This window comes from Microbacterium sp. SCPM-O-B-15248 (M128) (assembly GCF_058214835.1).
Genome location: NZ_JBYQLI010000002.1, coordinates 201,931 through 228,035 on the forward strand (window position 1 = coordinate 201,931; position 26,105 = coordinate 228,035).

The following is a 26,105-nucleotide window of genomic DNA, read 5'->3' on the forward strand; positions in this document are numbered from 1 at the left end:
GCGCTCGGCGGGGTGAGTGCGGGCTGCGAGGCGTCAAACTCGCGGCGCGCCCGCGATATTCCCGGCTCCGGCGGCGGGGCCATGACAGCATGGGCGTCGACCGCAGATCGGAGGGGTGTTTCGCATGGAACAGCTCAAAGTCATCGGAACCGAGGATGACGTCCTCGTCGTCGCGACCGAGACGGGCGAACGATTCGCCCTGCCGCTCGATGAGGTGCTGCGCGCCGAGGCGCGCCGTGCGCGCCGTGGGCGCGAGCACGACGACGAGCGCGCGCCCCGCCCGAGCCCGCGCGAGATTCAGGCGCACATTCGCGCGGGGCTCTCCGCGCGCGAGGTCGCGGCGCTGCTGAACGCCCGCGTCGAAGACGTCGAGAGGTTCGAAGGCCCGGTGCTCGCCGAGCGCGAGCACGTCGTCGCCCAGGCCCTCTCGGTGCCCGTGCTGCTCGGAGGGGCCCTCGAGCACGATGCCCCGGTCACCTTCGGAGCCGCCGTCCGCGCGAAGCTCGGCGAAGCCGGCGCATCGGCGGAACGGTGGACGAGCTGGAAGGACCCGTCGGGGTGGATGGTGAAGCTCGAGTTCACCGCCAACGGCATCGACCATGACGCCCGCTGGGGCTTCGACCCCCGCCGCAGCAGCCTGTCGCCGCAGAACTCCGACGCGATCCAGCTCTCCCGCCAGGGTTCGCTGCCCGAAGGGTTGATCCCCCGGTTGCGTGCCCTGGACACTCCGCTCCCCAAGGACGACACGCGCTTCGACAGCGGCGCTTTCGGACCGCGGCGTCTCGACATCGAGGATGAGCCCGGCGTCGAGGCCACTGGTCCGGTGAGCACCGCGGTTCAGGCTGCGGCGATCAAGCGGGCTCCCGACGCACCGGTGACCTCGTCCGAGACGGCCGACCTCCTCGAGGCGCTGCGTCGCCGACGCGGACAGCGCGAACCCCTGCCGGGGACGCCCGAGGTCCGCGAACCCGAACCCCGCACGCCCAGTGCCCCCGTCGCGCTCTTCGACGCTCTCGAGCCGGGCTACCGCGCGGAGGAGCCCGAGACGACCGAGACCGAACCGGATCGGACCCCCGGTCCCTCGGCATCCTCGGACTCCGGGCGGCGCACGAAGGGGCGACCGTCCATGCCCTCGTGGGACGAGATCGTCTTCGGGGCGCGCAGCGACGAGAGCTGAGTCAGCGCAGCTCTCAGGCGAACGCGCCGAGGCGCAGGAGCGGAACCGTCCGTTCCTCGTCGGTCAGCGACCCGTGCTGGCCCACCATGCGCTGAGGGCGTTTGTCGCTCTCGCGGTCGTCGTAGTAGGCGAAGCGTCCGCGCGCGGCCACGAGCACGTCGCCGATGCGCTCGCTCACCTCGGGGGCGACCGAGCCGAACAACCCGGCCGCGATCGCCTCGTCGCGCGTGAGGACCCACGCCCGCGACTGCTCTCGCTCCCGCCACCGTGACGCCACGGCATCCGCGCGCCCCGGGGTGACGTAGAGGTGGAGCATCCGGGGCTCGCCGCCGACGATCTCGACGTCCTCGAGCAGAGGGTCGCCGTCCGACAGCAGCACGTGCTTGTGGGCGGGAACGTCGACCATGCCGTGGTCGGCGGTGATGAGCACGCCCGTGCCGGGGTCGATCGCGCCGTCGAGGTCGCGCGCGGCGGCGTCGACGCGTTCGAGGGCGTCGGTCCAGCGGTCGGACTCCCAGCCGTCGCGGTGCCCGGCCGTGTCGAGATCGGGCGCGTAGAGGTAGACCAGGGCTCCGGGATGCCGCGCGGCCAGGTCGGCGGCGATCGCCGCGCGCTCGCGCACATCGGCGGACGAGACGAACTCCGCGCCGCGCAGTGTCGCCGCGGTGAATCCGGTGCCGGTGTAGTCGGGGCGGGACACGACGAAGCACGGTCGTCCGCGCTCGGCTTCGATCTCGAGCAGCGGACGGCTGCGCTGCCACGTGCGGGGATCCAGGCCGTCGGTCTCCCACCCGTGCAGCTGATTCGCCGCGATCGATGTGCCCGGGATCCGCGTGCGGTAGCCGACGATGCCGTGCTCCCCCGGCTCGGTGCCGGTGAGCAGGCTCGTCAACGCCGCCGCCGTGGTCGAGGGGAAGACCGTTCGCGCGACGTCGCGGCGCGAGCCGGCAGAGCCGAGGAAACGCGCGTGGCCACGGCGCTCGGCCAGGTTGTGCGAGCCGAGCCCGTCGACGACGAACACCACGGCGCTGCGGGCGGGGGCGAACCACTCCGACCGACCCTCGAGGGCGGCGATCGCCTGAGTCACCACACCGGTGAGGCTCCGGGCACGCGGCGGACCCGCCGGTAGGCTGAGAGACATCGGGGCCAGTCTTCCATACGACTCCTCGCCCCCGTCGAGAACGACGCCCGCCCGACCCGAGGCCGTACCTATGCCCGATTCCCGTTCCTCCGCCGCTTCCCCCGTCGCCGAGCGCATCGAAGACGTCGATGTCTCGACCGAGATGCAGGGGTCCTTCCTCGAATACGCCTACTCGGTCATCTACTCGCGGGCGCTCCCCGACGCCCGCGACGGTCTGAAGCCCGTACAGCGCCGCATCCTCTACCAGATGGCCGAAATGGGTCTGCGGCCCGACCGCGGTCACGTCAAGAGCGCGCGAGTCGTCGGCGAGGTCATGGGGAAGCTGCACCCCCACGGCGACGCCCCGATCTACGACGCCCTGGTGCGTCTGGCCCAGCACTTCTCGCTGCGGGTGCCTCTGATCGACGGGCACGGCAACTTCGGCTCGCTCGACGACGGCCCCGCCGCTCCCCGGTACACCGAGGCGCGACTGGCGCCGCCCGCGCTCGCGCTCACCGAGAACCTCGACGAGGACGTCGTCGACTTCATCCCGAACTACGACGGGCAGTTCCAGCAGCCCGACGTGCTGCCGGCCGCTTTCCCCAACCTCCTCGTCAACGGCGCCACCGGTATCGCGGTCGGTATGGCCACGAACATGGCCCCGCACAACCTCATCGAGGTCGTCGGGGCGGCGACGCACCTCCTCCAGAACCCGGATGCCACGGTCGAGGATCTCATGGAGTTCGTGCCCGGCCCCGACCTGCCTTCGGGCGGCATCATCGTCGGGCTCGACGGCATCAAGGACGCGTACACGCACGGCCGCGGGTCCTTCCGCACGCGAGCGAAGGCATCGATCGAGTCGCTCGGCCCGCGCCGCACGGGCATCGTGATCACCGAGCTGCCCTATCTCGTCGGACCCGAGCGTGTGATCGAGAAGATCAAAGACGCCGTGCAGTCCAAGAAGCTCACCGGGATCGCCGATGTCACCGACCTCAGCGACCGGCAGCACGGGCTGCAGCTCGTCATCGGCATCAAGACCGGTTTCGACCCGCGGGCGGTGCTCGAGCACCTCTATCGACTCACGCCGCTCGAGGACTCTTTCGGCATCAACAACGTCGCACTGGTCGACGGCCAGCCCCAGACCCTGGGACTGCGGGAGATGCTGCGGGTCTACCTCGACCACCGTCTGCGCGTCATCACGCGCCGCAGCGAGTACCGCCTGGCCCGCAAGCGCGAGCGCCTGCACCTGGTGGAGGGTCTGCTCATCGCGATCCTCGACATCGACGAGGTCATCCAGGTCATCCGCTCTTCGGATGACGGCGAAGAGGCCCGCACGCGTCTGCAGGAGGTCTTCGACCTCTCGCATCCCCAGGCCGAGTACATCCTCGAGCTCCGCTTGCGGCGTCTGACGAAGTTCTCGCGCATCGAGCTCGAAGCCGAGCGTGATCAACTGCAGGCCGAGATCGACCAGCTCGTCGAGCTGCTCGGCAGCGAGACCCTCTTGCGCACGCAAGTCGCGACCGAGCTCGAGGCGGCGGCCGAGGCGTACGGCACGCCCCGCCGCACGATGCTGCTCAACGGCGGTCCGGTGCAGCCCCGGTCGGCCAAGGCTGCGGCAGCCGCCGACCTGCAGATCGCCGATGCTCCGTGCCGGGTGTTCCTCTCGGCCACCGGGCGGATGGTGCGCGCCGAGCTCACCGCGGATGCCCCCGGCGGCGGCGTCGTGCCGCCCACGCGCCGGGCCAAGCACGATGCGATCCGCTCCTCGGTCGACACCACGACCCGGGGCGACATCGGCGCGGTGACCTCGACCGGACGTCTCGTGCGCTTCTCCCCCGTCGACCTCCCCTCGGTGCCGGGCAACGCCGTCCAGGTGGCCGCGGGCACGAAGGTCGAGCAGTACCTGACGCTCGGCAAGGGCGAGCAGGTCGTCGCCCTCGTGCCGTTGATCGACGGTCCGCCGATCGCTCTCGGTACGGCCCAGGGCATCGTGAAGCGCGTCGCGGCCACCGAACTCGGCACGAAGCCCGAGATCGAGATCATCGCTCTGCGCGACGGCGACCGGGTCGTCGGTGCCGCCCCGGCATCGGACGCCGCAGAACTGGTCTTCGTGGCCAGCGACGCGCAGCTCCTGCGGTTCGACGCCTCGTCCGTGCGACCGCAAGGGCGTTCGGCCGGCGGGATGTCCGGCATCCGGTTGTCCGACGGCGCGCACGTCATCGCCTTCGCGGTCGTCGGGGGTTCGGCGTTCGACGCGGTCGTCGTGACGGTGGCCGGTTCGTCGGCCGCTCTCACCGGTGCGGATGCCGGAAGCGCCAAGGTCTCGGCCTTCACGGAGTTCCCTGCGAAAGGGCGCGCGACCGGTGGCGTGCGGGCACAGCGTCTGCTGCGCGGCGAGGATGCGCTCGTCCTGGCATGGGTCGGGTCCGACCCCCGCGCGGTCGGCGCCGACGGTGCCGTACGGACGCTGCCCGAACCCGGAGCCAAGCGCGACGCCTCGGGAACGCCTCTCGACGCGGTCGTCGGCGCGATCGGCACCGCGATCCGCTGAGTCGCCCCTCGTGGGGGCACCCGCTCGGGGCGTGCCTTGACTCGGCGTGGTCCCCCGCCGCGGCGGGCGGTCGCACCGGGTTCGGGCCGTCACACCGAGTCGGGCCGGCACGAACGGCCTCGGCCGGAAGCCGCGGGTCAGACGTCGATGCGTTCGCGCGCCAGGCGGTCGCTGGAGTCCACGATGAATTCGCGGCGCGGGGCCACGTCGCTGCCCATCAGCAGGTCGAAGACCTTGGCGGCTTCCTCGATGTCGCGGACCTTAACGCGGCGCAGCGTGCGGCCGGCGCGGTCCATCGTGGTGGTCGCGAGCTGATCGGCATCCATCTCGCCCAGGCCCTTGTACCGCTGGATCGGCTCCTGCCAGCGCTTGTTGGACTTCTTGAGCTTCGCCAGCAGGGCGTGCAGCTCTTGCTCGCTGTAGGTGTAGATCGTCTCGTTGGGCTTGGAGCCCGGGTTCATCACGATCACCCGATGCAGCGGCGGGACCGCGGCGAAGACGCGCCCGGCCTCGACGAGCGGCCGCATGTACCGGAAGAACAGCGTCAGCAGCAGCGTGCGGATGTGGGCGCCGTCGACGTCGGCGTCGCTCATCAGGATGATCTTGCCGTAGCGGGCCGCGTCGAGGTCGAACGAACGACCCGAGCCGGCCCCGATCACCTGGATGATCGACGCGCATTCGGCGTTGGACAGCATGTCGCTGATCGACGCCTTCTGCGTGTTGAGGATCTTGCCGCGGATGGGGAGGAGCGCTTGGTAGGCGCTGTTGCGCGCGTCGCGCGCCGTCCCGAGCGCCGAGTTGCCCTCGACGATGAAGAGTTCGGAGTCGGCGACGTCGTTCGAGCGGCAGTCGACGAGCTTCGACGGGAGCGACGAGGACTCGAGGGCGTTCTTGCGACGCTGGGTTTCTTTGTGGGTGCGCGCGGAGATGCGCGCCTTCATCTCGGAGACGACCTTCTCGAGCAGCAGCGCCGTCTGCGCCTTGTCATCGCGTTTGGGCGAGGCGAAGCGGGCAGCGAGTTCTTTCGTGACCACCTGTGCGACGATCTGGCGCACGGCCGGGGTGCCGAGCACCTCTTTGGTCTGTCCCTCGAACTGCGGCTCGGGGAGGCGCACCGTCAACACGGCGGTGAGGCCGGCGAGGAGGTCGTCTTTCTCGATCTTGTCGTTGCCGACCTTGAGCTTGCGGGCGTTCTGCTCGACCTGCGTCCGGAGGATCTTCATGAGCCCCTGCTCGAAGCCCTGCTGGTGCGTGCCGCCCTTGGGCGTGGCGATGATGTTGACGAACGACCGTGTCGTGGTCTCGTAGCCCGTGCCCCAGCGCACGGCGATGTCGACCTCGCAGGCGCGCTCGACGTCGGTCGGCACCATCGACCCGCCCGGCTGGAGTACCGGGACGGTCTCGGTGAAGGTGCCCGTGCCGGTCAAGCGCCACGTGTCGGTGATCGCGCTGTCGGGGGCCAGGAAATCGGCGAACTCCGAGATGCCGCCGTCGAAGCGGTAGCTCGTCTCTACGGGCTCTTCGCCCCGTTGGTCGGCGATGACGATCTCGAGCCCGGGAACGAGGAACGCCGTCTGACGCGCGCGCTGCACGAGCTCGTCGAAACCGAACGCGGCATCCTTCGTGAAGATCTGGCGGTCGGCCCAGTACCGGATGCGGGTGCCGGTCACGCCGCGCGGGGCCTTGCCGACGACGCGGAGCTCGCTGCTGCGCTCGAACGGGGTGAAGGTCGAGTCGGGGCCGTCGCCGGAGAACACACCCGGCTCACCCCGGTGGAACGACATCGCGTAGGTCTTGCCGCTGCGGTCGACTTCGACGTCGAGACGCTCGGACAGCGCGTTGACCACCGACGCACCGACGCCGTGAAGGCCGCCGGAGGCCGCGTAGGAGCCGCCGCCGAACTTGCCGCCGGCGTGGAGCTTCGTGAAGACGACCTCGACGCCGGTGAGTCCGGTGCGCGGTTCGACGTCGACCGGGATGCCGCGGGCGCGGTCACGCACCTCGACGCTGCCGTCGCCGTGGAGGACGATCTCGATCCGCGAGCCGTGCCCGCCGAGCGCCTCGTCAACGGAGTTGTCGATGATCTCCCACAGGCAGTGCATGAGGCCACGGGAATCGGTGGAACCGATGTACATGCCCGGGCGCTTGCGTACCGCTTCGAGGCCCTCGAGGACCTGGAGATGATGGGCGGAATACTCGGACGTCACGATCTCCCAGCGTAATCGGGGGCCCCGACATCGGCTTGCAGACACACGGCCCCGCGGGGCCGACGTACGCGCACAGCGAAATGTCAGGCCCACGCGGCATAAGGGAAACGTCCCCGTGGTTCTATTGACAGACTCGCCCAACGACCACGAGGAGGGCACCCGAGATGACCACTACGACCGCACCCGAAGCGTCCGTCGTTCTCGACCACCGCCTGACGGCGGCGGATCGCTGCGACTCCTGTGGGGCGCAGGCCTATATCGCCGCCGAGGTCAACGGCAGCGAACTCCTCTTCTGCGCCCACCACGGACGCAAGTACGAAGAGAAGCTCCGCAGCATCGCGACGTCGTGGCACGACGAGACCGCTCGTCTCAACGCCGCCGACTGACCAGACTCATCCGAACGGGCCTCGCGCCGCTCCTCACCGAGCGGAACGGGGCCCGTTCGACGTGTAGCGGCGGGTGATGGCGGGCGAGACCCGCAGAGCGATCTCCTCGCCGATCGTGTCGATCAGCTCCGCCAGATCGGTCGCGGATGCCACTCCCCCGCGCCCGAACACCGTCACCTCGTCGCCGATCGCGGCATCCTGCCATCCTGCGACCACCGCAGAGGTGGCGTCGATGGAGAGCATCAGGCGCGGGCCCGCGGGCGTGTGGACGGAGAATCGCCCCGACAGCGAAGAGGGAATACCCAGAAGAGAGCCGACGTCCACGCGCACCGTGTCGTCCATGACGCCGGTCACGGTGCCGACGAGGGCAGAGATCGGCTCGATCCCCAACTCCGACTCCCCCGGTCCGCCTGCGGGGCGGATGCCGTACGAGAACGCCCCCACCCGCACGAGGTCTTCACGGAACGGCGCTCGGGCGAACCCCGCGGCGCTGGCGGCCAGGTGCGAGTAGCGCGGCGTGAGCCCCGCGGCGACGGCGGATTCCCGCGCAGCCAGGAAGATCGCGCGCGCGTCGTCGTCGTCGGCATCCGAGGCCTCGGCGATGTGCGACCACAGGCCCTCGAACCGGGCGCGGCCGGCATCCACAAGCCCGGAGAGGCGCTCCAACGCCGCGTCCCAGCGTTCGGGACGGATGCCGTTGCGGTGCAGGCCCGTGTCGATCTTGAGGTGCACGCGGGCCGGTGCAGGCGGCACGGGGAGGGCTGCGAGGTCGTCGAGCAGGGACTCGTCGCCGATGCCGAGGTCGAGACCCGCCGCGATGCCGTCCGCGAGGTCGTCGGCACCGCCCAGCAGCCAGACGAAGATCCGGGCCTCCGGTCCGGCGACGGCGCGGACCGCTCGGCCGGTCACCACGTCGAAGGCGCCGAACCACCGGACCCCCTCGTCGGTCGCCCGCTGCACGATCGCCTCGAGTCCGTGCGCGTAGGCGTCGTCCTTCACGACGAGCATGTGCTCGGCGGGCGCGATGGCTTCTCGGACCCGGGTGAGATTGCGCGCGAAGGCGTCGAGGTCGACCCGGTACTCGGCGGTCATGCGCCCACCGTCCGCTCCGCACGCGCACCGATGGCCGCGACGATCTCGCCCGCGCCCCAGCCGGTGGCATCCATCCACTCCCGGAGCGACGGCTGACCCGACTCGGGGTCGCCGAAGAAGACCACGTCGGCACCGCGGACGGGTCGCGCGGTGTCGACGTCCACGACGCAGACGTCCATCGCGACACGGCCGACGATCCGGTGACGCCGCCCGTCGATCGCGACGTCGACGGCGTTGCCGAGGGACCGCACGACGCCCTGCGCGTAGCCGCCCGTGACGAGCGCGACCGTCGTGTCCCGTGGGGCGCGGTGCGTGTAGCCGTAGGACACGCCCTCGCCCGCCCGCAGCGGCTTCGTGCCGAGCACGCGGCCGTGCAGCGACAGCACGGGCCGTGCCCGCGGATCGCCGCCGGGCAGCCCGAACAGGGTCGCCGCGTCGAGGGCACCGGCGTCGACGTCCAGCGTGGAGAGGACGGATGCCACCCACTCCGCGCCGTGGCCCCACGCGTCGACGGCGAGGACGTCGTCGGCGGGCCCGACGGGAGCGAGAAGAGCGTTCGCGCGCAACGCCGACTCCGACAGGCGGGCCACCGGAGCCACTCCTCGGCCGGCGTCGGCACGGACGGAAGGCGCGGAGGTCACGGCATCTAGACTATCCGGGTCCCCCGTTCCCGACCCCGGAGCCTCAATGCCTCAGCAGGGTTTCTCCCCCGTCACCCGTCTGCGCTACCTCGCCGGACGCGCCCGCCGCATCGACGTCGGGTCGGTGGTCGAGCGAGCGAAAGAGGCCTCCGCGCAGCACGGCAAAGCCCTGCCCCTCGTGGTCGCCGACATGCTGTACCAGGCGGGCGTGAAGAACGTCGGCTTCCAGGACTACATCGACTACGACTTCGCGATCCTCAGCCCGGCCGAGCGCGCGACGTACATGACGCACCCGGTGTCGAACCAGATCTCGCAGAAGTTCGACCACCCCGACTATCGCTACATCTTCCAGGACAAGGTCGAGTTCGATCGCCGGTTCAGCGAGTTCCTCCGCCGCGACTGGATGATCGTGGAGCAAGGCAACGTCGACGAGCTCCGCGCTTTCACCGAGCGTCTCGGCACGATCGTCACCAAGGAGCCCGTGGGCCAGGCCGGAACCGGCGTGCACCGCTACCACGCGGCCGAGATCGAGGACTGGGCGGAGTTCCACCGCGGATTGCTCGAGCGCGGCGAGATCCTCGTCGAAGAGGTCATCCGCCAGCACGACGACCTCGCCGCCGTCTGCCCCGGCACCGTCAACACCACGCGTGTCACGGCGTTCTTCGACGGGGAGAAGACGCACATCCTGGCCATGGCGCAGAAGTTCGGTCGCGGAGCGGTGAGCGACCAGATGACCTTCGGCGGCTTCTACACGATGCTCGACGAGAACGGCCACGCCCTCGGCGCCGGCTACGACTCGCACGGGCACGTGCACGAGAACCACCCCGACTCCGGGGCCCGCATCGGCGACTTCCAGCTGCCGATGATCGACGAGGTGAAGGCGTTCGTCGACAAGGTCGCCCGCGTCGTCCCGCAGGTGCAGTACGTCGGCTGGGACATCGTCGTCGGCCCCGAGGGACCCGTGCTCGTCGAGGGCAACTGGGGTGCCGGCGTCTATGAGAACAAGCCCAGCGTCACCGGCATCCGCACCGGCCACAAGCCCCGTTACCAAGCCGCGATCGGCTTCTGACGACCGGATGCCATGAGGCCCGCCGTCGCGCGGGTCGCACAACTCCTGCATACCCGCGCCTGAACGCCGATCGGCGTGGTCGCGACGGTTTTCTGCAGGAGTTGTGCGGTTCCGGGGTCGTTCGGCGATGGCAGCCGCGCGGGAGTGCCTCGCCCTCGTCTTCGCGCTCGGTCGTGTCGGGCGCTCCGGCCGCGCGCAGGCACAACTCCTGCGTACCCGCGCCAGCGCGCTACTCCGAGCGGCGGCAGACTGATCCTGCCGGAGTTGTGCGCTCCCGGATGCCGAGAAGGCCCGCCCCTCGATGAGAGAGCGGGCCTTCCGTGTGTTCGGTGTCAGGCGGGGCGGACGATGCCGAGCGGCGTCGACTCGTGGCCCTGGCCGAGCGGGTTGTCCTTCAGGATCGCGACGAGGCGCTTCTCGCCGGCCTTGTCCATGGTGGACCCGAGGATGTTGCCGCCCAGGTCGTTGATGTCGACGACCGCGACCTGCAGGTCGACGCCGAGCAGCGACTTCAGGTGCGCGGCGACCTCACGAGGGCGCTCCGGACCCAGGACGACCGCCTGGTTGTACGGCGGGATCGTGCCCTTGGTGGGGCCGTCGATCGCGCGGGCCTTGTCGCCCGCGATGCGGTAGAAGTCTCCCTTGCGACCGAATGCCTTGGTCACGGCCGAAACGGCCGCGGCGAACAGGATGCGAGGGGTGCCGCACTCGCGCAGCGCCATCTCCATCGTCTCGGGCATGCCGAGACCGATGCCGTAGGGCGTGCGGGTGACGTACTTCGACAGGAAGAGCGCCAGCTTGCGGGGCTTGATCGTGTCGAGCTTGAACGAGCGGCCCTGCGTGATCGCCACGATCTTCTCGGTGACGAACAGCAGGTCGCCCGGCTGCACGGCATCCTTCGCGTACTCGAGCATGAAGGCGTCGAGGTCGTCGCCCGGCATGACGACCCGGGTGCGGATCGGGATGCGGGCGTACGACGTGCCCTCGACGGTGACGGTGAGCGCCTTGCCGGCGTTGGCCTGCCCGCTCACTCGAGGTAGTCCCGGAGCGACTGCGAACGGCTGGGGTGCCGCAGCTTGGCCATCGTCTTCGACTCGATCTGGCGGATGCGCTCGCGCGTCACGCCGAACGTGTCGCCGATCTGGTCGAGGGTCTTGGGTTGGCCGTCCCCCAGGCCGAAGCGCATGCGGATGACACCCGCCTCGCGCTCGCTGAGCGAGTCCAGGAGCGACTCGAGCTGACGCTGCAGCATCGTGAAGCCCACGGCGTCGGCCGGCACGACCGCCTCGGTGTCCTCGATGAGGTCACCGAACTCGCTGTCGCCGTCCTCGCCGAGCGGCGTGTGCAGCGAGATGGGCTCGCGCCCGTACTTCTGCACCTCGATGACCTTCTCGGGGGTCATGTCGAGTTCGCGGCTCAATTCTTCGGGCGTGGGTTCGCGACCGAGATCCTGCAGCATCTGACGCTGGACACGGGCGAGCTTGTTGATGACCTCGACCATGTGCACCGGGATGCGGATGGTGCGGGCCTGGTCGGCCATGGCGCGCGTGATCGCCTGACGGATCCACCACGTGGCGTACGTGGAGAACTTGAAGCCCTTCGTGTAGTCGAACTTCTCGACCGCACGGATCAGACCGAGGTTGCCCTCCTGGATCAGGTCGAGGAACTGCATGCCGCGGCCGGTGTAGCGCTTGGCGAGCGAGACGACCAGACGCAGGTTCGCGCCGAGGAGGTGGCTCTTGGCGCGCTGACCATCGCGGGCGACCCACTGCAGGTCGAGACCGAGCTGGCTCGTCTTCTCTGCCGCGGACATGTTCGACAGCTTCTCTTCGGCGAAGAGGCCTGCCTCGATGCGCATGGCGAGCTCGACCTCTTCGGCCGCGTTCAGCAGCGGGACTTTACCGATCTGCTTGAGGTAGTCCTTGACCGGGTCGGCGGTGGCGCCGGTGATCTGCGCCGAGTAGACGGGGACGTCGTCCTCGTCGCTCGAGGAGATGACGATCGCACCGGTCGGGAGGGCCTCGGTGGGCGTCGCCGGGGTCTCGTCGTCGTCGTCGCTGTCATCGTCGGACTTCTTGGCCGCGGGCTTCGCCGAGTCCTCGGACTCGTCGTCGGAGTCGTCGGCGACCTCGATCTCTTCGTCGATGTCCTCCTCGACGTCGTCCTCATCGAGGTCGTCGTCGGCGCCGGCCTTGGTCTTCGCCTTGGCGGGAGCGGCCTTGGCCTTGGCGGGGGCCTTCTTGGCCGCGGTCTTCTTCGACGCGGTCGTGGGCTCCTCCGCGGTGTCGAGGTCTGTGTCCTTCGCACTGCGGGAGCGGGTCTTGGTGTTCGTGCCTGCCACGTTTCGCCTTTCACCGGGAACGCGCGTTGCACGGCCGCCGGTCGTTCTCGGACACTAGTAAGACCCTTGTCAAGTCCCATCCTGTGGAGCGGGCTCCGGGATCGGCCGACAACGGGTCAGGTTCTTCATTGTCTCACATTCCCGGTGCGGGACTTGACGTGCACCGGGCATCTGTGCGTAGACAACCACCGCGCGCCGCGACGTATTCCTCCGGTGGAGACGGAAAGCGCCCGATGCGGCCCGTGGACGAACTGCGGGATCCGGTCCGGCTCAGCCGAGCCGACCGCGCCGGTCGTCGTCGCCGGGCCGCGTGGCGAGGAATCGCTCGAGTTCCGCGGCGAGTTCGTCGGCGCTGGGCAGATCCCCGGTGTGGATGATCGGGGTCGCCGAGGTGGAGCCGGCCATGTAGGCGTCGTACCGCTCTTCCAGGCCCTGCAGCATGCGGGTCAGTTCGTCGCTGCCCTCGACCTGCTCGGTGACCTTGGTGAGGAACTCACGGTTCTCTTCGCGCAGCACCTCTCCCGAGAACACCAGGCCCGTCGCCACCGTGAGACTGTCGAGTCCGGCCAATGCGGCCGCCGGGTATTCGGTGTCTCCGAGGTAGTGGGGAACGAGAAGGGCGAATCCGGACACCTTGGCGCCCGCTTCCGCGAACCGGTATTCGATGAGGTGCCCCACGGTGGACGGAACGTGCGTATGAGGCCGCCACACCGAGTGCGCCTCGGCGAGGTCGCTGCGAGTCCCGCTGACGGTCGTTCCGATCGGACGCGTGTGCGGCACCGGCATGGGGATCGCGTGAACCCACGTCACGGACGACACCTGCAGCCCCGCGCTGATCTCGAGGACGCTCTCGACGAAGGCGTCCCAGAGGAAATCGGGCTCGTAGCCGGCCAGCAGGAGGAACGGGTGACCGAGGGAGTCGTGGGCCAGCGAGAGCTCGAGCTTCGGCGGCCGGTAGTCGGTCAGGTGGTCTTCGACGAAGGTGATGAGAGGCCGGCGCGCGCGGTAGTCGAGAAGCATGTCGTTCTCGAACACGACCACGGGGTGAGGCTCGAGGTCGTCGCGGAAGTACTCCACCAGACGTGTCACGGCACCGCCCGCGTCGGTGAAGCCGGTCAGAGCGATCACCAGCGGCAGCCCCGACGGCACGGGCGGCGCGGCGGGAGCGCGGTCGTACAACGGTGCGGGATACGGCATGTCTCCACTCTACGAGCCGCCCCGGACACGGCGGCGGTGGAGCGTCCCGCTTCTAGCGAACAGCCACCGCGCGGGGTGTCCCGCTTCGCCCGCAAGTCGCGAACCTAGGATGGAACCCATGCCCTTCCCCTCCGTGACGCACACCGACAGCTCCGTCCTCGAGTCCGACGCCGATGCGATCCTCCTCGTGGTCGCGAAGTCCGACGGAGCGACCTCCGATCCGCAGGGATGGGATGGTCTGGGCGCGTCACTGAAGTCCGTCGGGTTCACCGGCGCGTCGGGGTCGTTCCAGCGTGTGCACGTCCCCGGTGTCTCTCTGCCCGTCGCCGTCGTCGGCGCCGGTGCGAGTCCGGATGCCGCTGCCCTCCGCGACGCCGTCGGAACGGGACTTCGTCAGCTCACCGGTTTCGACCACGTCGCGGTGCAGTCGCTCGTCGAGGCCGGGTGGAGCACGCTCGCCGAGGGCGCCGCCCTGGGCGGATACCGCTTCGCCGGGTACAAGAGCGAGGCGCCGAAGTCCCGCGCGACCCGCGTGACGGTCCACACGGCCACGTCGCCCTCCGAGGCCGATCAGACCGCCGTGGCGGCGGTCGCCGGCGCCGTTGCGCTCGTGAAGGACCTCGTGACGACCCCCGCCGAGTGGCTCGGACCGGCTGACTTCGCCGACGCCGCCGTCGAGGCCGTGAAGGGTCTCCCCGTAGAGGTGGAGGTGCTCGACGAGCAGGCTCTCCGTGACGGCGGCTACGGAGGCATCCTGGGCGTCGGCCAGGGATCCGACCGCCCGCCCCGCGTCGTGCACCTGCAGTACTCCCCGACCGGTGCGGAGCGCCACGTCGCTCTCGTGGGCAAGGGCATCACTTTCGACACCGGCGGGCTGTCGCTCAAGCCCGCCGCCTCGATGGTGGGGATGAAGTACGACATGTGCGGCGCCGCGACGGTGCTCGCGGTGCTCCGGGCGGCCGCCGAGATGCAGCTTCCGGTCCGCGTCAGCGCGTGGCTGTGCATCGCGGACAACATGCCGTCGGGCCGCGCGACCCGTCCCGGTGACGTGCTGCGCATGCTCGACGGCAGCACCGTCGAAGTGCTCAACACCGACGCCGAAGGCCGCTTGGTGCTTGCCGACGGCCTCGTCGCCGCGAGCCGTGAGAACCCCGACCTCATCGTCGACGTGGCCACTCTCACCGGCGCCATCACCGTCGCTCTCGGGAACCGGCACACGGGTGTGATGGGCGAGGACGAAGCGGTCGCCGAGTACCTCGCTGCCGCGGGACGCGTGTCCGAGCTGGCCTGGCAGTTGCCGCTGCCCGCCCACATGGTCGATGAGCTGGACTCCCCCATCGCCGACTTGCAGAACGCGAAGATCGGCGACCCCGCGGGCGGCTCGCTCTTCGCCGGCCTGTTCCTCCGACACTTCGTAGGACGCGTGTCCGACGAGGCCGATGCTCCTCGCATCCCCTGGGTGCACCTCGATATCGCGGGTGTCGGCATGAACAAGGGCGCGCCGTATGGCTTCACCGACAAGGGCGTGACCGGCGCCACCGTGCGCTCGCTCGTGGAGTTGATCTCGGCGGGGAGCATCCGGTGACCGAGTACCGCGCCGACGTGGTCGTGCTGGGCGGGGGCAGCGGCGGGTATGCCGCCGCCCTCCGTCTGGCGGAATTGGGCAAGGACGTCGTTCTCGTAGAGAAGGACAAGCTCGGCGGGACGTGCTTGCACCGCGGGTGCATCCCCACGAAGGCGCTTCTCCACGCCGCCGAGGTCGCCGATGCCGCGCGTGGGGCCGCGGAGATCGGGGTACAGGCGTCGTTCGACGGTATCGACCCCGCTCGCGTGCGCTCCTACCGTGAGGGCATCGTCGCGAAGAAGTTCAAGGGCCTCGAGGGGCTCATCTCGGCGCGCGGCATCCGTGTGGTCCGCGGTGAGGGGACGCTCGAAGCGGGTCCGGCCGTGCGCGTGGGAGACGACGTGTACCGCGGGACCGATGTGATCCTCGCGACCGGATCGTACAGCCGCAGCCTCCCGGGTCTCGAGATCGGGGGTCGGATCCTGACGAGTGAGCAGGCTCTCGACCTCGAGGTCGTTCCCGACCGTGTCGTGGTGCTGGGCGGCGGTGTCATCGGTGTCGAGTTCGCGAGCGTGTGGCGCTCGTTCGGCGTCGAGGTCACGATCGTCGAGGCGCTCCCCCATCTGCTCCCCGCCGAGGACGTCTCGTCGAGCAAGGCGCTCGAGCGGGCTTTCCGCAAGCGCGGCATCGCCTTTCAGCTCGGGCGACGGTTCTCGTCGGTCGCCGAGCGCGCGGACGGTGTGACCGTCTCGCTCGACGACGGCACCACCCTGGAGGCCGACTACGTGCTCGTCGCCGTCGGACGTGGTCCCGCCACCTCGGGCATGGGCTTCGAGGAGGCCGGTATCCGTTTGGAGCGCGGCTTCGTCTCGACCGACGAACGACTCCGGACCACCGCCGCGCACGTGTGGGCGGTCGGCGATATCGTCGTGGGTCTGCAACTCGCCCATCGCGGATTCCAGCAGGGCATCTTCGTGGCGGAGGAGATCGGCGGTCTCGCACCGGTTCTGGTGCCCGACGTCGATGTCCCCCGGGTGGCCTATTCGCACCCCGAAGTCGCCTCCGTGGGACTCACCGAGGCCCAGGCCCAGGAACGTTTCGGTTCCGACTCCGTCCAGGCGTACGAGTACAACCTCGCGGGCAACGGGCGCAGCGAGATCATCGGTACCTCCGGCATCGTGAAGATCGTCCGGCGGGTCGATGGGCCCATCGTCGGAGCGCACCTCGTCGGCGATCGCGTCGGCGAGTTGATCACCGAGGCGCAACTCGCCGTCGGATGGGAGGCGCACCCGGAAGACATCGCGCCCTTCGTCCATGCCCACCCCACCCAGAGCGAAGCGTTGGGTGAAGCGTTCCTCGCGCTCGCCGGCAAACCGCTGCACGCACTCTGATCCCCCAGCCGTCACTAAGCTAGACACCGCATCCGGTACGAAGGAGACATATCCATGAGCACTTCCGTCGTCCTCCCCGCTCTCGGCGAGAGCGTGACCGAGGGAACGGTCACCCGCTGGCTCAAGCAGGTCGGTGACACCGTCCAGGAGGACGAAGGTCTGTTGGAGATCTCGACCGACAAGGTCGACACCGAGATCCCCTCGCCCGTCTCGGGCGTGATCGAAGAGATCCTCGTCCAGGAGGACGAGACCGTCGAGGTCGGCGCGATCCTCGCGAAGATCGGTGACGGCTCCGGTAGCTCGTCGTCCGACGACGCGCCCGAAGCGGCTCCTGCCGAAGAGGCTCCCGCCGCCGAAGAGCAGACCCCCGCCCAGTCCGCCGCGGAGTCCGCTCCCGCCGAAGCCGCTCCGGCCGAGCAGCCCGCACCGGCGTCGTCCGGTTCGGACGACTCGACCGAGGTGAAGCTGCCCGAGCTCGGTGAGAGCGTCACCGAGGGAACGATCACCCGCTGGCTCAAGGCCGTCGGCGACGACGTCGCCGTGGACGAGCCGCTGCTGGAGATCTCGACCGACAAGGTCGACACCGAGATCCCCTCGCCCGTCGCCGGCACGCTGCAGGAGATCCTCGTCCAGGAGGACGAGACGGTCGCCGTGGGCTCTGCCCTCGCCCGTATCGGCAGCGGCGCTGGCGCCCCCGCCGCCGCGCAGCCCGCACCGGCGATCGAGGACAAGCCGCTCCAGCAGCCGCAGCCCGACGAGGTGCAGGACAAGGCCGAACCTGCCACGGAGAAGCCCGCCGAGCAGCCCGCCCCTGCGGCACAGCCCGCCGCCGAGAAGCCGGCCGAGCAGCCCGCCCCGGCCGCGCAGCCGTCCGCCCCCGCGGCCAGCGGTGACGAGATCACGTACGTCACGCCGCTCGTGCGCCGCCTCGCCCAGCAGCAGGGTGTCGACCTCGCGACGGTGACCGGCAGCGGTGTCGGTGGCCGCATCCGCAAGGAGGACGTCCTCAAGGCCGCCGAGGCTGCGAAGGCCGCTCCCGCCGCATCCGAGGCGGCGCCCGCCGCCGCCGCGCCCGCCGCACCGGTCGAGGTCTCGCCGCTGCGCGGAACCACGCAGAAGATGTCGCGCCTGCGCAAGGTCATCGCCGAGCGGGCGGTCGCGTCGATGCAGGCCACCGCGCAGCTCACCACGGTCGTCGAGGTCGACGTGACGAAGGTCGCGGCGCTGCGTGATCGTGTGAAGGGCGAGTTCCAGCAGAAGACGGGCGACAAGCTGTCGTTCCTGCCGTTCTTCGCCCTCGCGGCCGTCGAGGCACTCAAGGCGTATCCGATCATCAACTCCACGGTCGAGGGTGACGAGATCGTCTACCCGGCCCACGAGAACGTGTCGATCGCCGTCGATACGGAGCGCGGCCTGCTCACCCCCGTCGTCAAGGACGCCGGTGAGAAGAACATCGCCCAGCTCGCTCGCGAGATCGCTGACCTCGCGACGCGGACGCGCGACAACAAGCTGAAGCCCGACGAGCTCGCTGGGGGCACGTTCACGCTGACCAACACCGGTTCGCGCGGCGCGCTGTTCGACACGCCGATCGTTTTCCTCCCGCAGTCGGCGATCCTCGGCCTCGGCGCCGTCGTCAAGAAGCCGGGTGTCGTCTCGGTCGACGGCAAGGACGCGATCTCGGTCCGTTCGTACGCGTACCTCGCACTGTCGTACGACCACCGCATCATCGACGGCGCGGATGCCGCCCGCTTCCTCGGCGCGGTGAAGACCCGCCTCGAGGCGGCGCAGTTCGAGGGCGACCTCGGCATCTGATCCCCGCCTGATCGGCCTCATGATGGCTGGTCCGCGACGTCTCTGACGGAGCGGACCAGCCATCGGTCGTTCTCCCGTACGAGGGTGACGTACTGAGTGCGGTCCGCCCCCGTGAGGCGGATGACGGCGAGCCCACCGAAGTCGTCCACGACCTCGAGTTCGGCGCCTGCGGGGTCGAGGAGCGCGGGCTCGCCGGGGTCCTCAGGCGCCTCGCGCAGCGTCGAGGCGCATTCGACATCGGGGCACGCCGCGAGCTGCTTCAGAACCTGCGGAGCCGCGGAGCGAACGTCGTCGTCCGCGGATGGGCCCGCCATCACGGGCGGGGTCGCCGTCGCTGACGGAGCCGACGGTGAAGCGGTCGCCGTCGGCGAAGCGTCCGACGGGCTTGCCGCGGGAGAAGCCGTCGACGAGAAGACGGAGGACCCGGGCGACAGCGACGCGACGGGAACAGGTGTCGTCGTCTCCGAGGGTGCCGCGGGGATCGATGACGCCCCGACCACGACGAGCGCGGCGACCCCCACCGTCGAAAGGACGAGGCCGCGACGCGACGCGCCGCGACGCAGCACGCGGCGCACTCCGTCGAGGAGCGGTGGGCGAGCGGCATCCGCGGATCCCTCGGCCTCGACGTGCGGCGGCCCGGCGACCTGCGGCTCGCCCGGGGTGAGGGGACCGAGCACGATGGGCTGCGGCTCGACGACCGCCAGCAAGCGCCGCTCCCCGATGTCCCACGCCCGCGGTGGCTCGGTGAGCACAACGTCATGCAGTCGGGCGAAGCCGGGTCGCACGTCGGCGTCGACGAGGGTCACGAGGTCGTCCAGGATCCGTTCCGTCGCGGCGAGCACATCATCGGCATCCGGGTCGGGGATGAGCACGGGACGCCCCTCGGCGGTGAGGCACCACTCTCCGCCCCGCGCGCGCAGGGAGGCATCGGCGCATCCGCGCACCACAGCGATCGCGATGGTCGCCGCCTCGCCGGGCGTCAACGGCAGAGTGCTGCGTCGACGCCGGTGCAGGTATCCCTCGAGGCTGTCGATCGTGGTTGCGGGGTGAGCGGTGCGCATCCCCCGATACTCGCGAGGTCCAGACACCCGAGTGCGCATCCACGGCCTGTTTCGTGGACGGATCCACGAACCTGCCACGTGGGGAGGAGCGATGCCGGGCGCGAAGATAGAATCGATCCCATGGCCGCTCGCACCTCCACCCCCGAGAAGCGTCCGGGATTCTTCTCCCAGCTTCGCACCCTGTACACCTTCACGCAGAAGGAGTACCGCTGGCTCCCGTTCGCGCTCGCCGGCATCGTCCTGGTGGGTATCGGACTCGGCGTCCTGGTCGGCTTCCTGATCCCTCCGGTCGCCATCTGGAGCGTCATCCTGTGGGGTGTCACGGGCCTGCTCGCCGGCATCCTGGTCGCGATGATCATGATGACGCGACTCTCGACGCGCGCGATGTACCGCAAGATCGACGGCATGCCCGGCGCCACCGGCCACGTGCTGTCGTCGTCGCTCGGCCGCAACTGGCAGGCCTCCGAGACGCCCATCGCCGTGAACCCCCGCACGCAGGAGGCCGTCTACCGGGCCATCGGCCGGGGCGGCGTCGTCTTGATCGGCGAGGGCTCGCGGACGCGCCTGGGTCGCCTGATCACCGAAGAGCGCGGTCGCGTCCAGCGCGTCGCCGCCGGGGTGCCGGTCACCGTTCTCTACGTCGGCCACGGCGACGACGACGTGCAGATCAAGAACCTCGCGTCGGCCATCAAGTCGCTGCCGAAGAAGGTCGACCGCACCACGCAGGCCGCCGTCATCAAGCGCGTGTCGTCGGTGTCCCAGGGGCTGGCGTCGCTGCCGATCCCGAAGGGCGTGGACCCGACGAAGATGCGCGCTCCGCGTCCCCGCTGACCTCACACGAAAAGGCCCCGCACACCGCGGGGCCTTTTCCGTCTGTCAGCTGCGTACGAGCACGGTGCCGACGGCCTTGTCGTGCAGACCGCGCTGATCGGCGTCCCACACCACCGCGGGGATGATCAGAGCGAGGAGCAGCGTGCGCACGATCGGCCGCCACAGACCCACCCAGCCGCCGGATGCCAGCTCGAGGCGCATCCCGAGCAGCCGGTGTCCGGGGCTCCCCCCGATCAACGGGATGAAGACGATCTGCACGAGGAAGAAGATGAGGTTCGTCGCGATCGGGTTGGCGAACGGGATGCCGGTCACCGGATCGGGTGTCGAGAAGAAGGCGTAGCCGATGAGTCCGGCGCTCGCGACATCGATGAGGAGCGCGGCGACGCGGCGACCCGGCCGGGCGATGGAGCCGCGTCCCTCGCGGGGAAGGCCGAGCCGTTGGCCCGGATATTCGTTGTCGACGGGGACGGTCACCCCTCCAGCGTAATCGGGGCCGCGTAACATGCCCGAAACATGCGAGATATCGCAGAGACACCGGTTCTGGGTATGGTCGAGGAGGCTGGCCGAGCCTGGCCGATCCCGAATGTTCTACCTCTGGAGTCTTCATGTTCAAAGATTCGTCCGAGGTGCTGAAGTTCATCCAGGACGAGGACGTCAAGTTCCTCGACATCCGTTTCACGGACCTTCCTGGTGTGCAGCAGCACTTCAACATCCCCGCCTCGACCGTCGACGAGGAGTTCTTCACCGTCGGACAGCTGTTCGATGGCTCGTCGATCCGCGGGTTCGCGAACATCCACGAGTCGGACATGCAGCTCATCCCCGACGTGACCACGGCGTACCTCGACCCGTTCCGCGAGGCGAAGACGCTCATCATGGTCTTCGACATCTACAACCCGCGCAACGGTGAGATCTACTCGAAGGACCCGCGTCAGGTCGCCAAGAAGGCCGAGAAGTACCTCGCCTCCACCGGCATCGCCGACACCGCGTTCTTTGCCCCCGAGGCCGAGTTCTACATCTTCGACGACGTCCGCTACGAAGTGAAGCAGAACTCGAGCTTCTACTCCGTGGACTCCGAAGAGGGCGCCTGGAACACCGGTCGCGAGGAAGAGGGCGGAAACCTCGCCAACAAGACCCCCTACAAGGGTGGCTACTTCCCCGTCTCGCCCGTCGACAAGCAGGCCGACCTGCGCGACGACATCAGCCTCAAGCTGATCGACGCCGGTCTCATCCTGGAGCGCGCGCACCACGAGGTGGGCACGGGCGGTCAGGCCGAGATCAACTACCGCTTCGACACGATGGTGCACGCGGCTGACGACATCCTGAAGTTCAAGTACATCGTCAAGAACGTCGCCAACGAGTGGGGCAAGGTCGCGACCTTCATGCCGAAGCCGCTGTTCGGCGACAACGGTTCGGGCATGCACACCCACCAGTCGCTCTGGAACGACGGCAAGCCGCTGTTCTACGACGAGACCGGCTACGGCGGGCTTTCGGACATCGCGCGCTGGTACATCGGTGGCATCCTGGCTCACGCCCCCGCCGTGCTCGCGTTCACGAACCCGACCCTCAACAGCTACCACCGTCTGGTGAAGGGCTTCGAGGCTCCGGTCAACCTCGTGTACTCGGCCGGTAACCGCTCCGCGGCCATCCGTATCCCGATCACGGGCACGAACCCCAAGGCCAAGCGCATCGAGTTCCGCGCGCCGGACGCCTCGGGCAACCCCTACCTCGCGTTCGCGGCGCAGCTGATGGCCGGCATCGACGGCATCAAGAACCGCATCGAGCCGCACGAGCCCGTCGACAAGGACCTCTACGAGCTCCCCGCCGAAGAGGCCAAGAACATCCCGCAGGTTCCGAACTCGCTGCTCGACTCGCTCGAGGCCCTGCGCGCTGACCACGAGTTCCTGCTCGCCGGTGGCGTCTTCACGCAGGAGCTCATCGACACCTGGATCGAGTACAAGATCGAGAACGAGATCCAGCCGATCGCTCAGCGCCCGCACCCCTTCGAGTACGAGCTGTACTTCGGGGTCTGACGTCCTGGCGCATGATTCCGGGCCAGAACGGACGCCAAGTCCGCGTTTAGTCCGCAGAATCTGACGAAGAGCCCTCCGGGTCCGCACCCGGAGGGCTCTTTCGCGCGCTCAGGACGGCCGCCACGGCCGCGCGAGAGGTGTCGTCCGTGTCGGGCCAGAGGTGCCCGTACGTCCGCAGCGTGATGACCGGCGAGGCGTGCCGCATCCGGGTCTGCACGACCTTGATGTCGAGACCGGCCGCGATGAGCAGCGAAGCGAAGTAGTGCCGCAGGTCGTGGATGCGGAACCCCTCGGGCAGGCCCTTGATCGTCGTCCGTGTCTCCGCCCACACCTCGTTCAGCCGCCAGGCGGTGACACCGCGGCCGAAGACGCCGGGGACGATCATCGTCTCGCCGGCATCCGCCTTCAGCATGGCGGCGAGCTCGGTCGGCATCGGGATGGTGCCGCTCGAGGTCTCCGACTTCAGCTCCTCGCCGTCGTGCTGCACGCTGACCGTGATCGAAGGCGCATCCCAGTCGACGTCGCTACGGGTCAGGGCGGCCATCTCCCCCGCCCTGAGGCCAGCGAACGCCCCCAGTAGCACGAGGTTCCGGTAGGACCGCGGGAGGGCGTCGTAGAGCGCCCAGACCTGCGCCGTGGTCGCCACGTAGGGGCGCTGTGTCGGCGTCGGCGGGCTCGTGCGTCGAGAGACGGGCGATCGCGCGATCACGCCGTCGTGCACGGCGTCGGTGAACACCTGGGACAGGCGCCGGTGGATCGCGTACACGTAGGAGCGGGCGTACTTCTCGGACAGCTCGGCCATCCAGATCTTCACGTCCTGCGCGCGGATCGTGCGGAGCTGCCGGGTGCCGAACTTCGCCCGGATCAGCTTCAGGTGCACGCCGGCCGACTTGACCGTGCCAGGCTTGTTCGCGGCGTACCCTGCTTCCCACCGGTCGAGCCACTCCCCCATCGTCATCTTCGACGTATTCGGATCAACCCACGTCCCGGCCTGCATCGCCGCCGTAGCCTCGTCGAGCCACGCCTGCGCCTCGCGCTTCAGTCGAGCGTGCTTCGCGTACTCGCGACCGTCCGGGCCTCGGTAGCGTGCTCGCCAGGTGCCGTCAGGTCGCTGCTTGATCGACGCCACTAACCGCGCCCTTCGTGGCGCTCCACTAGGCCGAGGGATGACCGCTCGCGCGCCAGCTTCACCCAGTGGCTCGCGGTGCGACCAGGGATGTTGAAGGTTTCGGCCACGGCCGCTGTCGGCGGATCGAGAAGAGCTTCCGCAAGCGCATACACCCGACCGACCTCGTGCAGAGTCGCGGGGTTCCGAGGCCCGTTCGCGGCAAGCTGAAGCATTCGCTCACGGTCGAAAGCGACTGGCCGCGGTCCGCCTGTTTCGGGGTCGTACTCACGCGCGCGCTCGCGAACGACACTGCGCAGCGCGGTCTGGATGGGCAGCTGACGTAGAACTGCAGATGTCACTCCAGCGGGCCGCTTCATGTGGAAGCTCACCACGTCGTAGGAGCGTTCCTCCTCCGACCACACCGCCGTCATGCCGATCGATGCGTCCGGAATGCTCGGGTGCTCGTAGCCCTCCACCTCGATAACGCGGGGCAGATAGATGCCCGTCGAGACGCGGACCCATTCGTCGGGAGCAAACCAGGGGTCACGAGTCTCAGCCACGGTTCCCAATCATGCCCGCGCATGTCAGCAACATGCAATTGCTGGGACTTGACGTAGATACGCAAGTCTGATGTACGCTCACTTGCACACCGGCGTCACGGCCACGCAACTACCGAGCGGAGAGATATCACCATGACCGATCCCAACCCCATCCCGAAGTTCTACTTCTGCGCGGAGGTAGCCCGTGAACTGCGCCGAACGGAGGCATCGGTTCGCTGGCTCTGGCAGACCGGCGCACTGAAGTCTCGCGTCGTCGGCGGGCGGCGAGTCAGCACGGCGCAGGACCTCGCCGACCTGTTCGAGGACGCGAAGTGAAGACGCCGAGGACACACAAGGTGGTCACGGTCGCGCGGGGCGGCGGCTACGCAGCGCGCTGCACGGTCGTCATCGACGGCGTCGAGACGCTGTGCGACGCGACGTTCGCGTTCGACACGCGCACTGAGGCGCGCGAGTCGATCCGACATGAAGATGCCCCCGGAGCCGTTGCACCGGCATCCGAGGGCGAAGACCAGAACCCGGAAGGAACGATCATGCCCGACATTACCCAGGACCCGAGCCTCCGTCGAGGTCACGAGGGTGTGACCGCTTGGGCGCGCAGGTACGCCGACTCTCTGGCCGCGATGCAGGCCCGGGTGCGGGCGCATGTCGACTGGGCAGCGGCCGCCGCCGACGCCGAGAAGATCGGCTTGTCCGAGCAACGCATCGTTGACGAGGTCGTGAAGAAATGGGGATGGAAGCCGCCGGCGTACCCGCGGGACCTGTGGCCTTCGTGGGCCACCGAATGCGAGGTCAGCGAGATCGTCGCGTTCGACGCCATGATTTCGTTCCGCGCACCGTCCCACGGTGAGCGTGACACGATCGCGGGTGTGTCGGTGGAGTGCATCTACACCGTTGTGGTCAGCGAGCAACCCGGCCTCGCGGTCGGCGACTACTTCGAGGGCCAGCCGTACATCTGGTCCAGCGCGCTCGGCGATTCGCTCGACCTCGACGTAGCGATCGCTATGCGCGGGAACCTCGAAGCCGCCACGGCCGAGTTCGTTCGCATCGCCGAGCGCGATGCTCGGACGGTGATGCCGTGATGTCCGCGCCGAAGCCGGAGACGATGTCGCAGGCACGCACGTTCGACAGGGTCGTCCGGCTTGCGGAAGCGGCGGGGCTGTGCGCGACGTGCGCCCCGCAGCTCGGTTGGGCGGCGCAGGCAGGCGGTGGCGGGTTCTCTACGGTGAAGCAGCCGTGTGCGGCCTGCACGGTCGTAATGCTCGAGTGGCCCGTTCAGCGGCCGAACGGATGGCGCACGCCGCACGGGACCCTGTCGGCACCTGCGACATGGTCAGAGTTCACACCTACGGGGCGCACAGCATCGCCCTTGACCGATCCCGGGGAGGTCTGAGCGGTGTGGCACGCATCACAACGCGATGGCTCGCCCAAGGTGGGCTGCGAAAACTCGGCCTCTCAACACACGAAGGGTGGGTGCTCGTGGCCCTCGTTGAGCGCGCAGACAGGGACGGGATCGCCTGGCCCTCGCAGTACACGATCGCCACTGATCTCGGTATCGCCCGCTCGACAGTGCAGCTCGCGCTCGCGCGTCTCGTCGAGGTTGGCGCGATCGTCGAGCACGAGCCGGGGCGTCAGGGGCGGTCGGCTCGCTATCGGATCGCCGCTCAACTGGACCGACGCCCGGGCCAGTTGGCGGCGGTCAACTAGACCGAATGACGGGGCTAGTTGGGGTTCGGCAACTAGCCCGACAGTCGGTCACGAAGTAAGAACTACTCGCGTTCGCCGCTCTGCCGTGGCTGTGCGCGCCCTCCCGGGCGCTCGCCGCTCGCTCCGCTCCCTGCCTGAGTTCATCAAGCATTTGGTCGACAGTTCGTCGCGGATCGACCGGCTTGCCGGTCGATGCCCCTCCGGCGAGGAGGCTCAACGCGACGTCACGCTGGCAGCACGGAAGGGGGTGCGAGTACCGCAGC

23 protein-coding genes are annotated in these 26,105 nt (G+C 69.2%); 12 read left to right on the top strand and 11 right to left on the bottom strand.

Annotation, left to right across the window (positions count from 1 at the left end; genetic code table 11):
• Positions 1-124: 124 nt before the first annotated feature.
• On the top strand, positions 125-1,177 hold the full coding sequence (sepH, locus tag AC3E6M_RS03640; RefSeq protein ID WP_138172556.1) for a septation protein SepH: 1,053 nt from the start codon (positions 125-127) through the stop codon (positions 1,175-1,177).
• Positions 1,178-1,190: 13 nt separating this feature from the next.
• Here sepH and AC3E6M_RS03645 read toward each other — a convergent pair whose 3' ends face one another.
• Positions 1,191-2,318: an alkaline phosphatase family protein gene (locus AC3E6M_RS03645; protein WP_490529068.1), complete on the bottom strand. Its 1,128-nt coding sequence runs from the start codon at positions 2,316-2,318 to the stop codon at positions 1,191-1,193.
• 70 nt (positions 2,319-2,388) lie between these two features.
• Here AC3E6M_RS03645 and AC3E6M_RS03650 point away from each other — a divergent pair, with 70 nt between their 5' ends.
• Complete coding sequence (locus tag AC3E6M_RS03650) at positions 2,389-4,848, top strand: DNA gyrase/topoisomerase IV subunit A (protein ID WP_490529069.1); 2,460 nt, start codon at positions 2,389-2,391, stop codon at positions 4,846-4,848.
• Between the two features lie 137 nt (positions 4,849-4,985).
• Here the strand turns inward: AC3E6M_RS03650 and AC3E6M_RS03655 are convergent, their stop codons facing one another.
• Positions 4,986-7,058: a DNA gyrase/topoisomerase IV subunit B gene (locus AC3E6M_RS03655; RefSeq protein ID WP_490529259.1), complete on the bottom strand. Its 2,073-nt coding sequence runs from the start codon at positions 7,056-7,058 to the stop codon at positions 4,986-4,988.
• A 161-nt stretch (positions 7,059-7,219) separates the two neighbouring features.
• Here AC3E6M_RS03655 and AC3E6M_RS03660 point away from each other — a divergent pair, with 161 nt between their 5' ends.
• Positions 7,220-7,441 (top strand): DUF7455 domain-containing protein, encoded by a 222-nt coding sequence (locus AC3E6M_RS03660; RefSeq protein WP_138172553.1) that lies wholly within the window; start codon positions 7,220-7,222, stop codon positions 7,439-7,441.
• 33 nt (positions 7,442-7,474) lie between these two features.
• Here AC3E6M_RS03660 and AC3E6M_RS03665 read toward each other — a convergent pair whose 3' ends face one another.
• Positions 7,475-8,533: an alanine racemase gene (locus AC3E6M_RS03665; protein ID WP_490529070.1), complete on the bottom strand. Its 1,059-nt coding sequence runs from the start codon at positions 8,531-8,533 to the stop codon at positions 7,475-7,477.
• On the bottom strand, positions 8,530-9,174 hold the full coding sequence (locus AC3E6M_RS03670) for an alanine racemase C-terminal domain-containing protein (protein WP_490529071.1): 645 nt from the start codon (positions 9,172-9,174) through the stop codon (positions 8,530-8,532). The genes AC3E6M_RS03665 and AC3E6M_RS03670 overlap by 4 nt, the downstream gene beginning before the upstream one ends.
• Positions 9,175-9,220: 46 nt before the next feature.
• On the opposite strand from AC3E6M_RS03670, the gene AC3E6M_RS03675 reads away from it, so the two are divergent.
• Positions 9,221-10,243, top strand: coding sequence for a sugar-transfer associated ATP-grasp domain-containing protein (locus tag AC3E6M_RS03675; protein WP_138172550.1), 1,023 nt, complete (start codon positions 9,221-9,223; stop codon positions 10,241-10,243).
• 332 nt (positions 10,244-10,575) lie between these two features.
• On the opposite strand, the gene AC3E6M_RS03680 is transcribed toward AC3E6M_RS03675, so the two are convergent.
• From AC3E6M_RS03680 to AC3E6M_RS03690, 3 genes are all read right to left on the bottom strand, one after another.
• On the bottom strand, positions 10,576-11,274 hold the full coding sequence (locus AC3E6M_RS03680) for a coenzyme F420-0:L-glutamate ligase (RefSeq protein ID WP_490529072.1): 699 nt from the start codon (positions 11,272-11,274) through the stop codon (positions 10,576-10,578).
• Positions 11,271-12,584 carry an RNA polymerase sigma factor gene (locus AC3E6M_RS03685; RefSeq protein ID WP_138172548.1) on the bottom strand — a complete coding sequence of 438 codons (1,314 nt, stop codon included), beginning with the start codon at positions 12,582-12,584 and terminating at the stop codon, positions 11,271-11,273. Before AC3E6M_RS03685 ends, AC3E6M_RS03680 begins: the two co-directional genes overlap by 4 nt.
• 270 nt (positions 12,585-12,854) lie before the next feature.
• Entirely contained in the window at positions 12,855-13,781 is a 927-nt protein-coding gene (locus AC3E6M_RS03690; protein ID WP_490529074.1) for a proteasome assembly chaperone family protein, read from the bottom strand.
• A gap of 118 nt (positions 13,782-13,899) precedes the next feature.
• Between AC3E6M_RS03690 and AC3E6M_RS03695 the strand changes: the two genes are divergently transcribed.
• The 3 genes from AC3E6M_RS03695 to sucB are packed head-to-tail and all read left to right on the top strand — an operon-like array spanning position 13,900 to position 18,548.
• Positions 13,900-15,366 (top strand): leucyl aminopeptidase, encoded by a 1,467-nt coding sequence (locus AC3E6M_RS03695; RefSeq protein WP_490529075.1) that lies wholly within the window; start codon positions 13,900-13,902, stop codon positions 15,364-15,366.
• Complete coding sequence (gene lpdA, locus AC3E6M_RS03700) at positions 15,363-16,736, top strand: dihydrolipoyl dehydrogenase (protein WP_490529076.1); 1,374 nt, start codon at positions 15,363-15,365, stop codon at positions 16,734-16,736. The genes AC3E6M_RS03695 and lpdA overlap by 4 nt, the downstream gene beginning before the upstream one ends.
• Before the next feature lie 54 nt (positions 16,737-16,790).
• On the top strand, positions 16,791-18,548 hold the full coding sequence (gene sucB / locus AC3E6M_RS03705; protein ID WP_490529077.1) for a 2-oxoglutarate dehydrogenase, E2 component, dihydrolipoamide succinyltransferase: 1,758 nt from the start codon (positions 16,791-16,793) through the stop codon (positions 18,546-18,548).
• Between the two features lie 17 nt (positions 18,549-18,565).
• On the opposite strand, the gene AC3E6M_RS03710 is transcribed toward sucB, so the two are convergent.
• Positions 18,566-19,609 carry a hypothetical protein gene (locus tag AC3E6M_RS03710; RefSeq protein ID WP_490529078.1) on the bottom strand — a complete coding sequence of 348 codons (1,044 nt, stop codon included), beginning with the start codon at positions 19,607-19,609 and terminating at the stop codon, positions 18,566-18,568.
• Between the two features lie 120 nt (positions 19,610-19,729).
• On the opposite strand from AC3E6M_RS03710, the gene AC3E6M_RS03715 reads away from it, so the two are divergent.
• Positions 19,730-20,440, top strand: a complete 711-nt coding sequence (locus AC3E6M_RS03715; RefSeq protein ID WP_138176052.1) for a DUF4191 domain-containing protein — start codon at positions 19,730-19,732, stop codon at positions 20,438-20,440.
• Positions 20,441-20,485: 45 nt separating this feature from the next.
• Here the strand turns inward: AC3E6M_RS03715 and AC3E6M_RS03720 are convergent, their stop codons facing one another.
• Positions 20,486-20,944 (bottom strand): RDD family protein, encoded by a 459-nt coding sequence (locus tag AC3E6M_RS03720; protein WP_138176050.1) that lies wholly within the window; start codon positions 20,942-20,944, stop codon positions 20,486-20,488.
• Positions 20,945-21,045: 101 nt separating this feature from the next.
• Between AC3E6M_RS03720 and glnA the strand changes: the two genes are divergently transcribed.
• A complete protein-coding gene (gene glnA, locus AC3E6M_RS03725) occupies positions 21,046-22,470 on the top strand; it encodes a type I glutamate--ammonia ligase (protein WP_230007814.1) in 1,425 nt (474 codons plus the stop codon).
• Between the two features lie 46 nt (positions 22,471-22,516).
• On the opposite strand, the gene AC3E6M_RS03730 is transcribed toward glnA, so the two are convergent.
• Positions 22,517-23,599, bottom strand: coding sequence for a tyrosine-type recombinase/integrase (locus AC3E6M_RS03730; RefSeq protein WP_490529079.1), 1,083 nt, complete (start codon positions 23,597-23,599; stop codon positions 22,517-22,519).
• Positions 23,599-24,138, bottom strand: a complete 540-nt coding sequence (locus AC3E6M_RS03735; protein ID WP_490529080.1) for a hypothetical protein — start codon at positions 24,136-24,138, stop codon at positions 23,599-23,601. The genes AC3E6M_RS03730 and AC3E6M_RS03735 overlap by 1 nt, the downstream gene beginning before the upstream one ends.
• Before the next feature lie 132 nt (positions 24,139-24,270).
• On the opposite strand from AC3E6M_RS03735, the gene AC3E6M_RS03740 reads away from it, so the two are divergent.
• The 3 genes from AC3E6M_RS03740 (at position 24,271) to AC3E6M_RS03750 (ending at position 25,842) form a co-directional block, all read left to right on the top strand.
• A complete protein-coding gene (locus AC3E6M_RS03740; protein WP_490529081.1) occupies positions 24,271-24,453 on the top strand; it encodes a DNA-binding protein in 183 nt (60 codons plus the stop codon).
• Positions 24,450-25,217, top strand: coding sequence for a hypothetical protein (locus tag AC3E6M_RS03745; protein ID WP_490529082.1), 768 nt, complete (start codon positions 24,450-24,452; stop codon positions 25,215-25,217). Before AC3E6M_RS03740 ends, AC3E6M_RS03745 begins: the two co-directional genes overlap by 4 nt.
• A gap of 247 nt (positions 25,218-25,464) precedes the next feature.
• Entirely contained in the window at positions 25,465-25,842 is a 378-nt protein-coding gene (locus AC3E6M_RS03750; RefSeq protein ID WP_490529260.1) for a helix-turn-helix domain-containing protein, read from the top strand.
• The last annotated feature ends 263 nt before the right edge of the window (positions 25,843-26,105 follow it).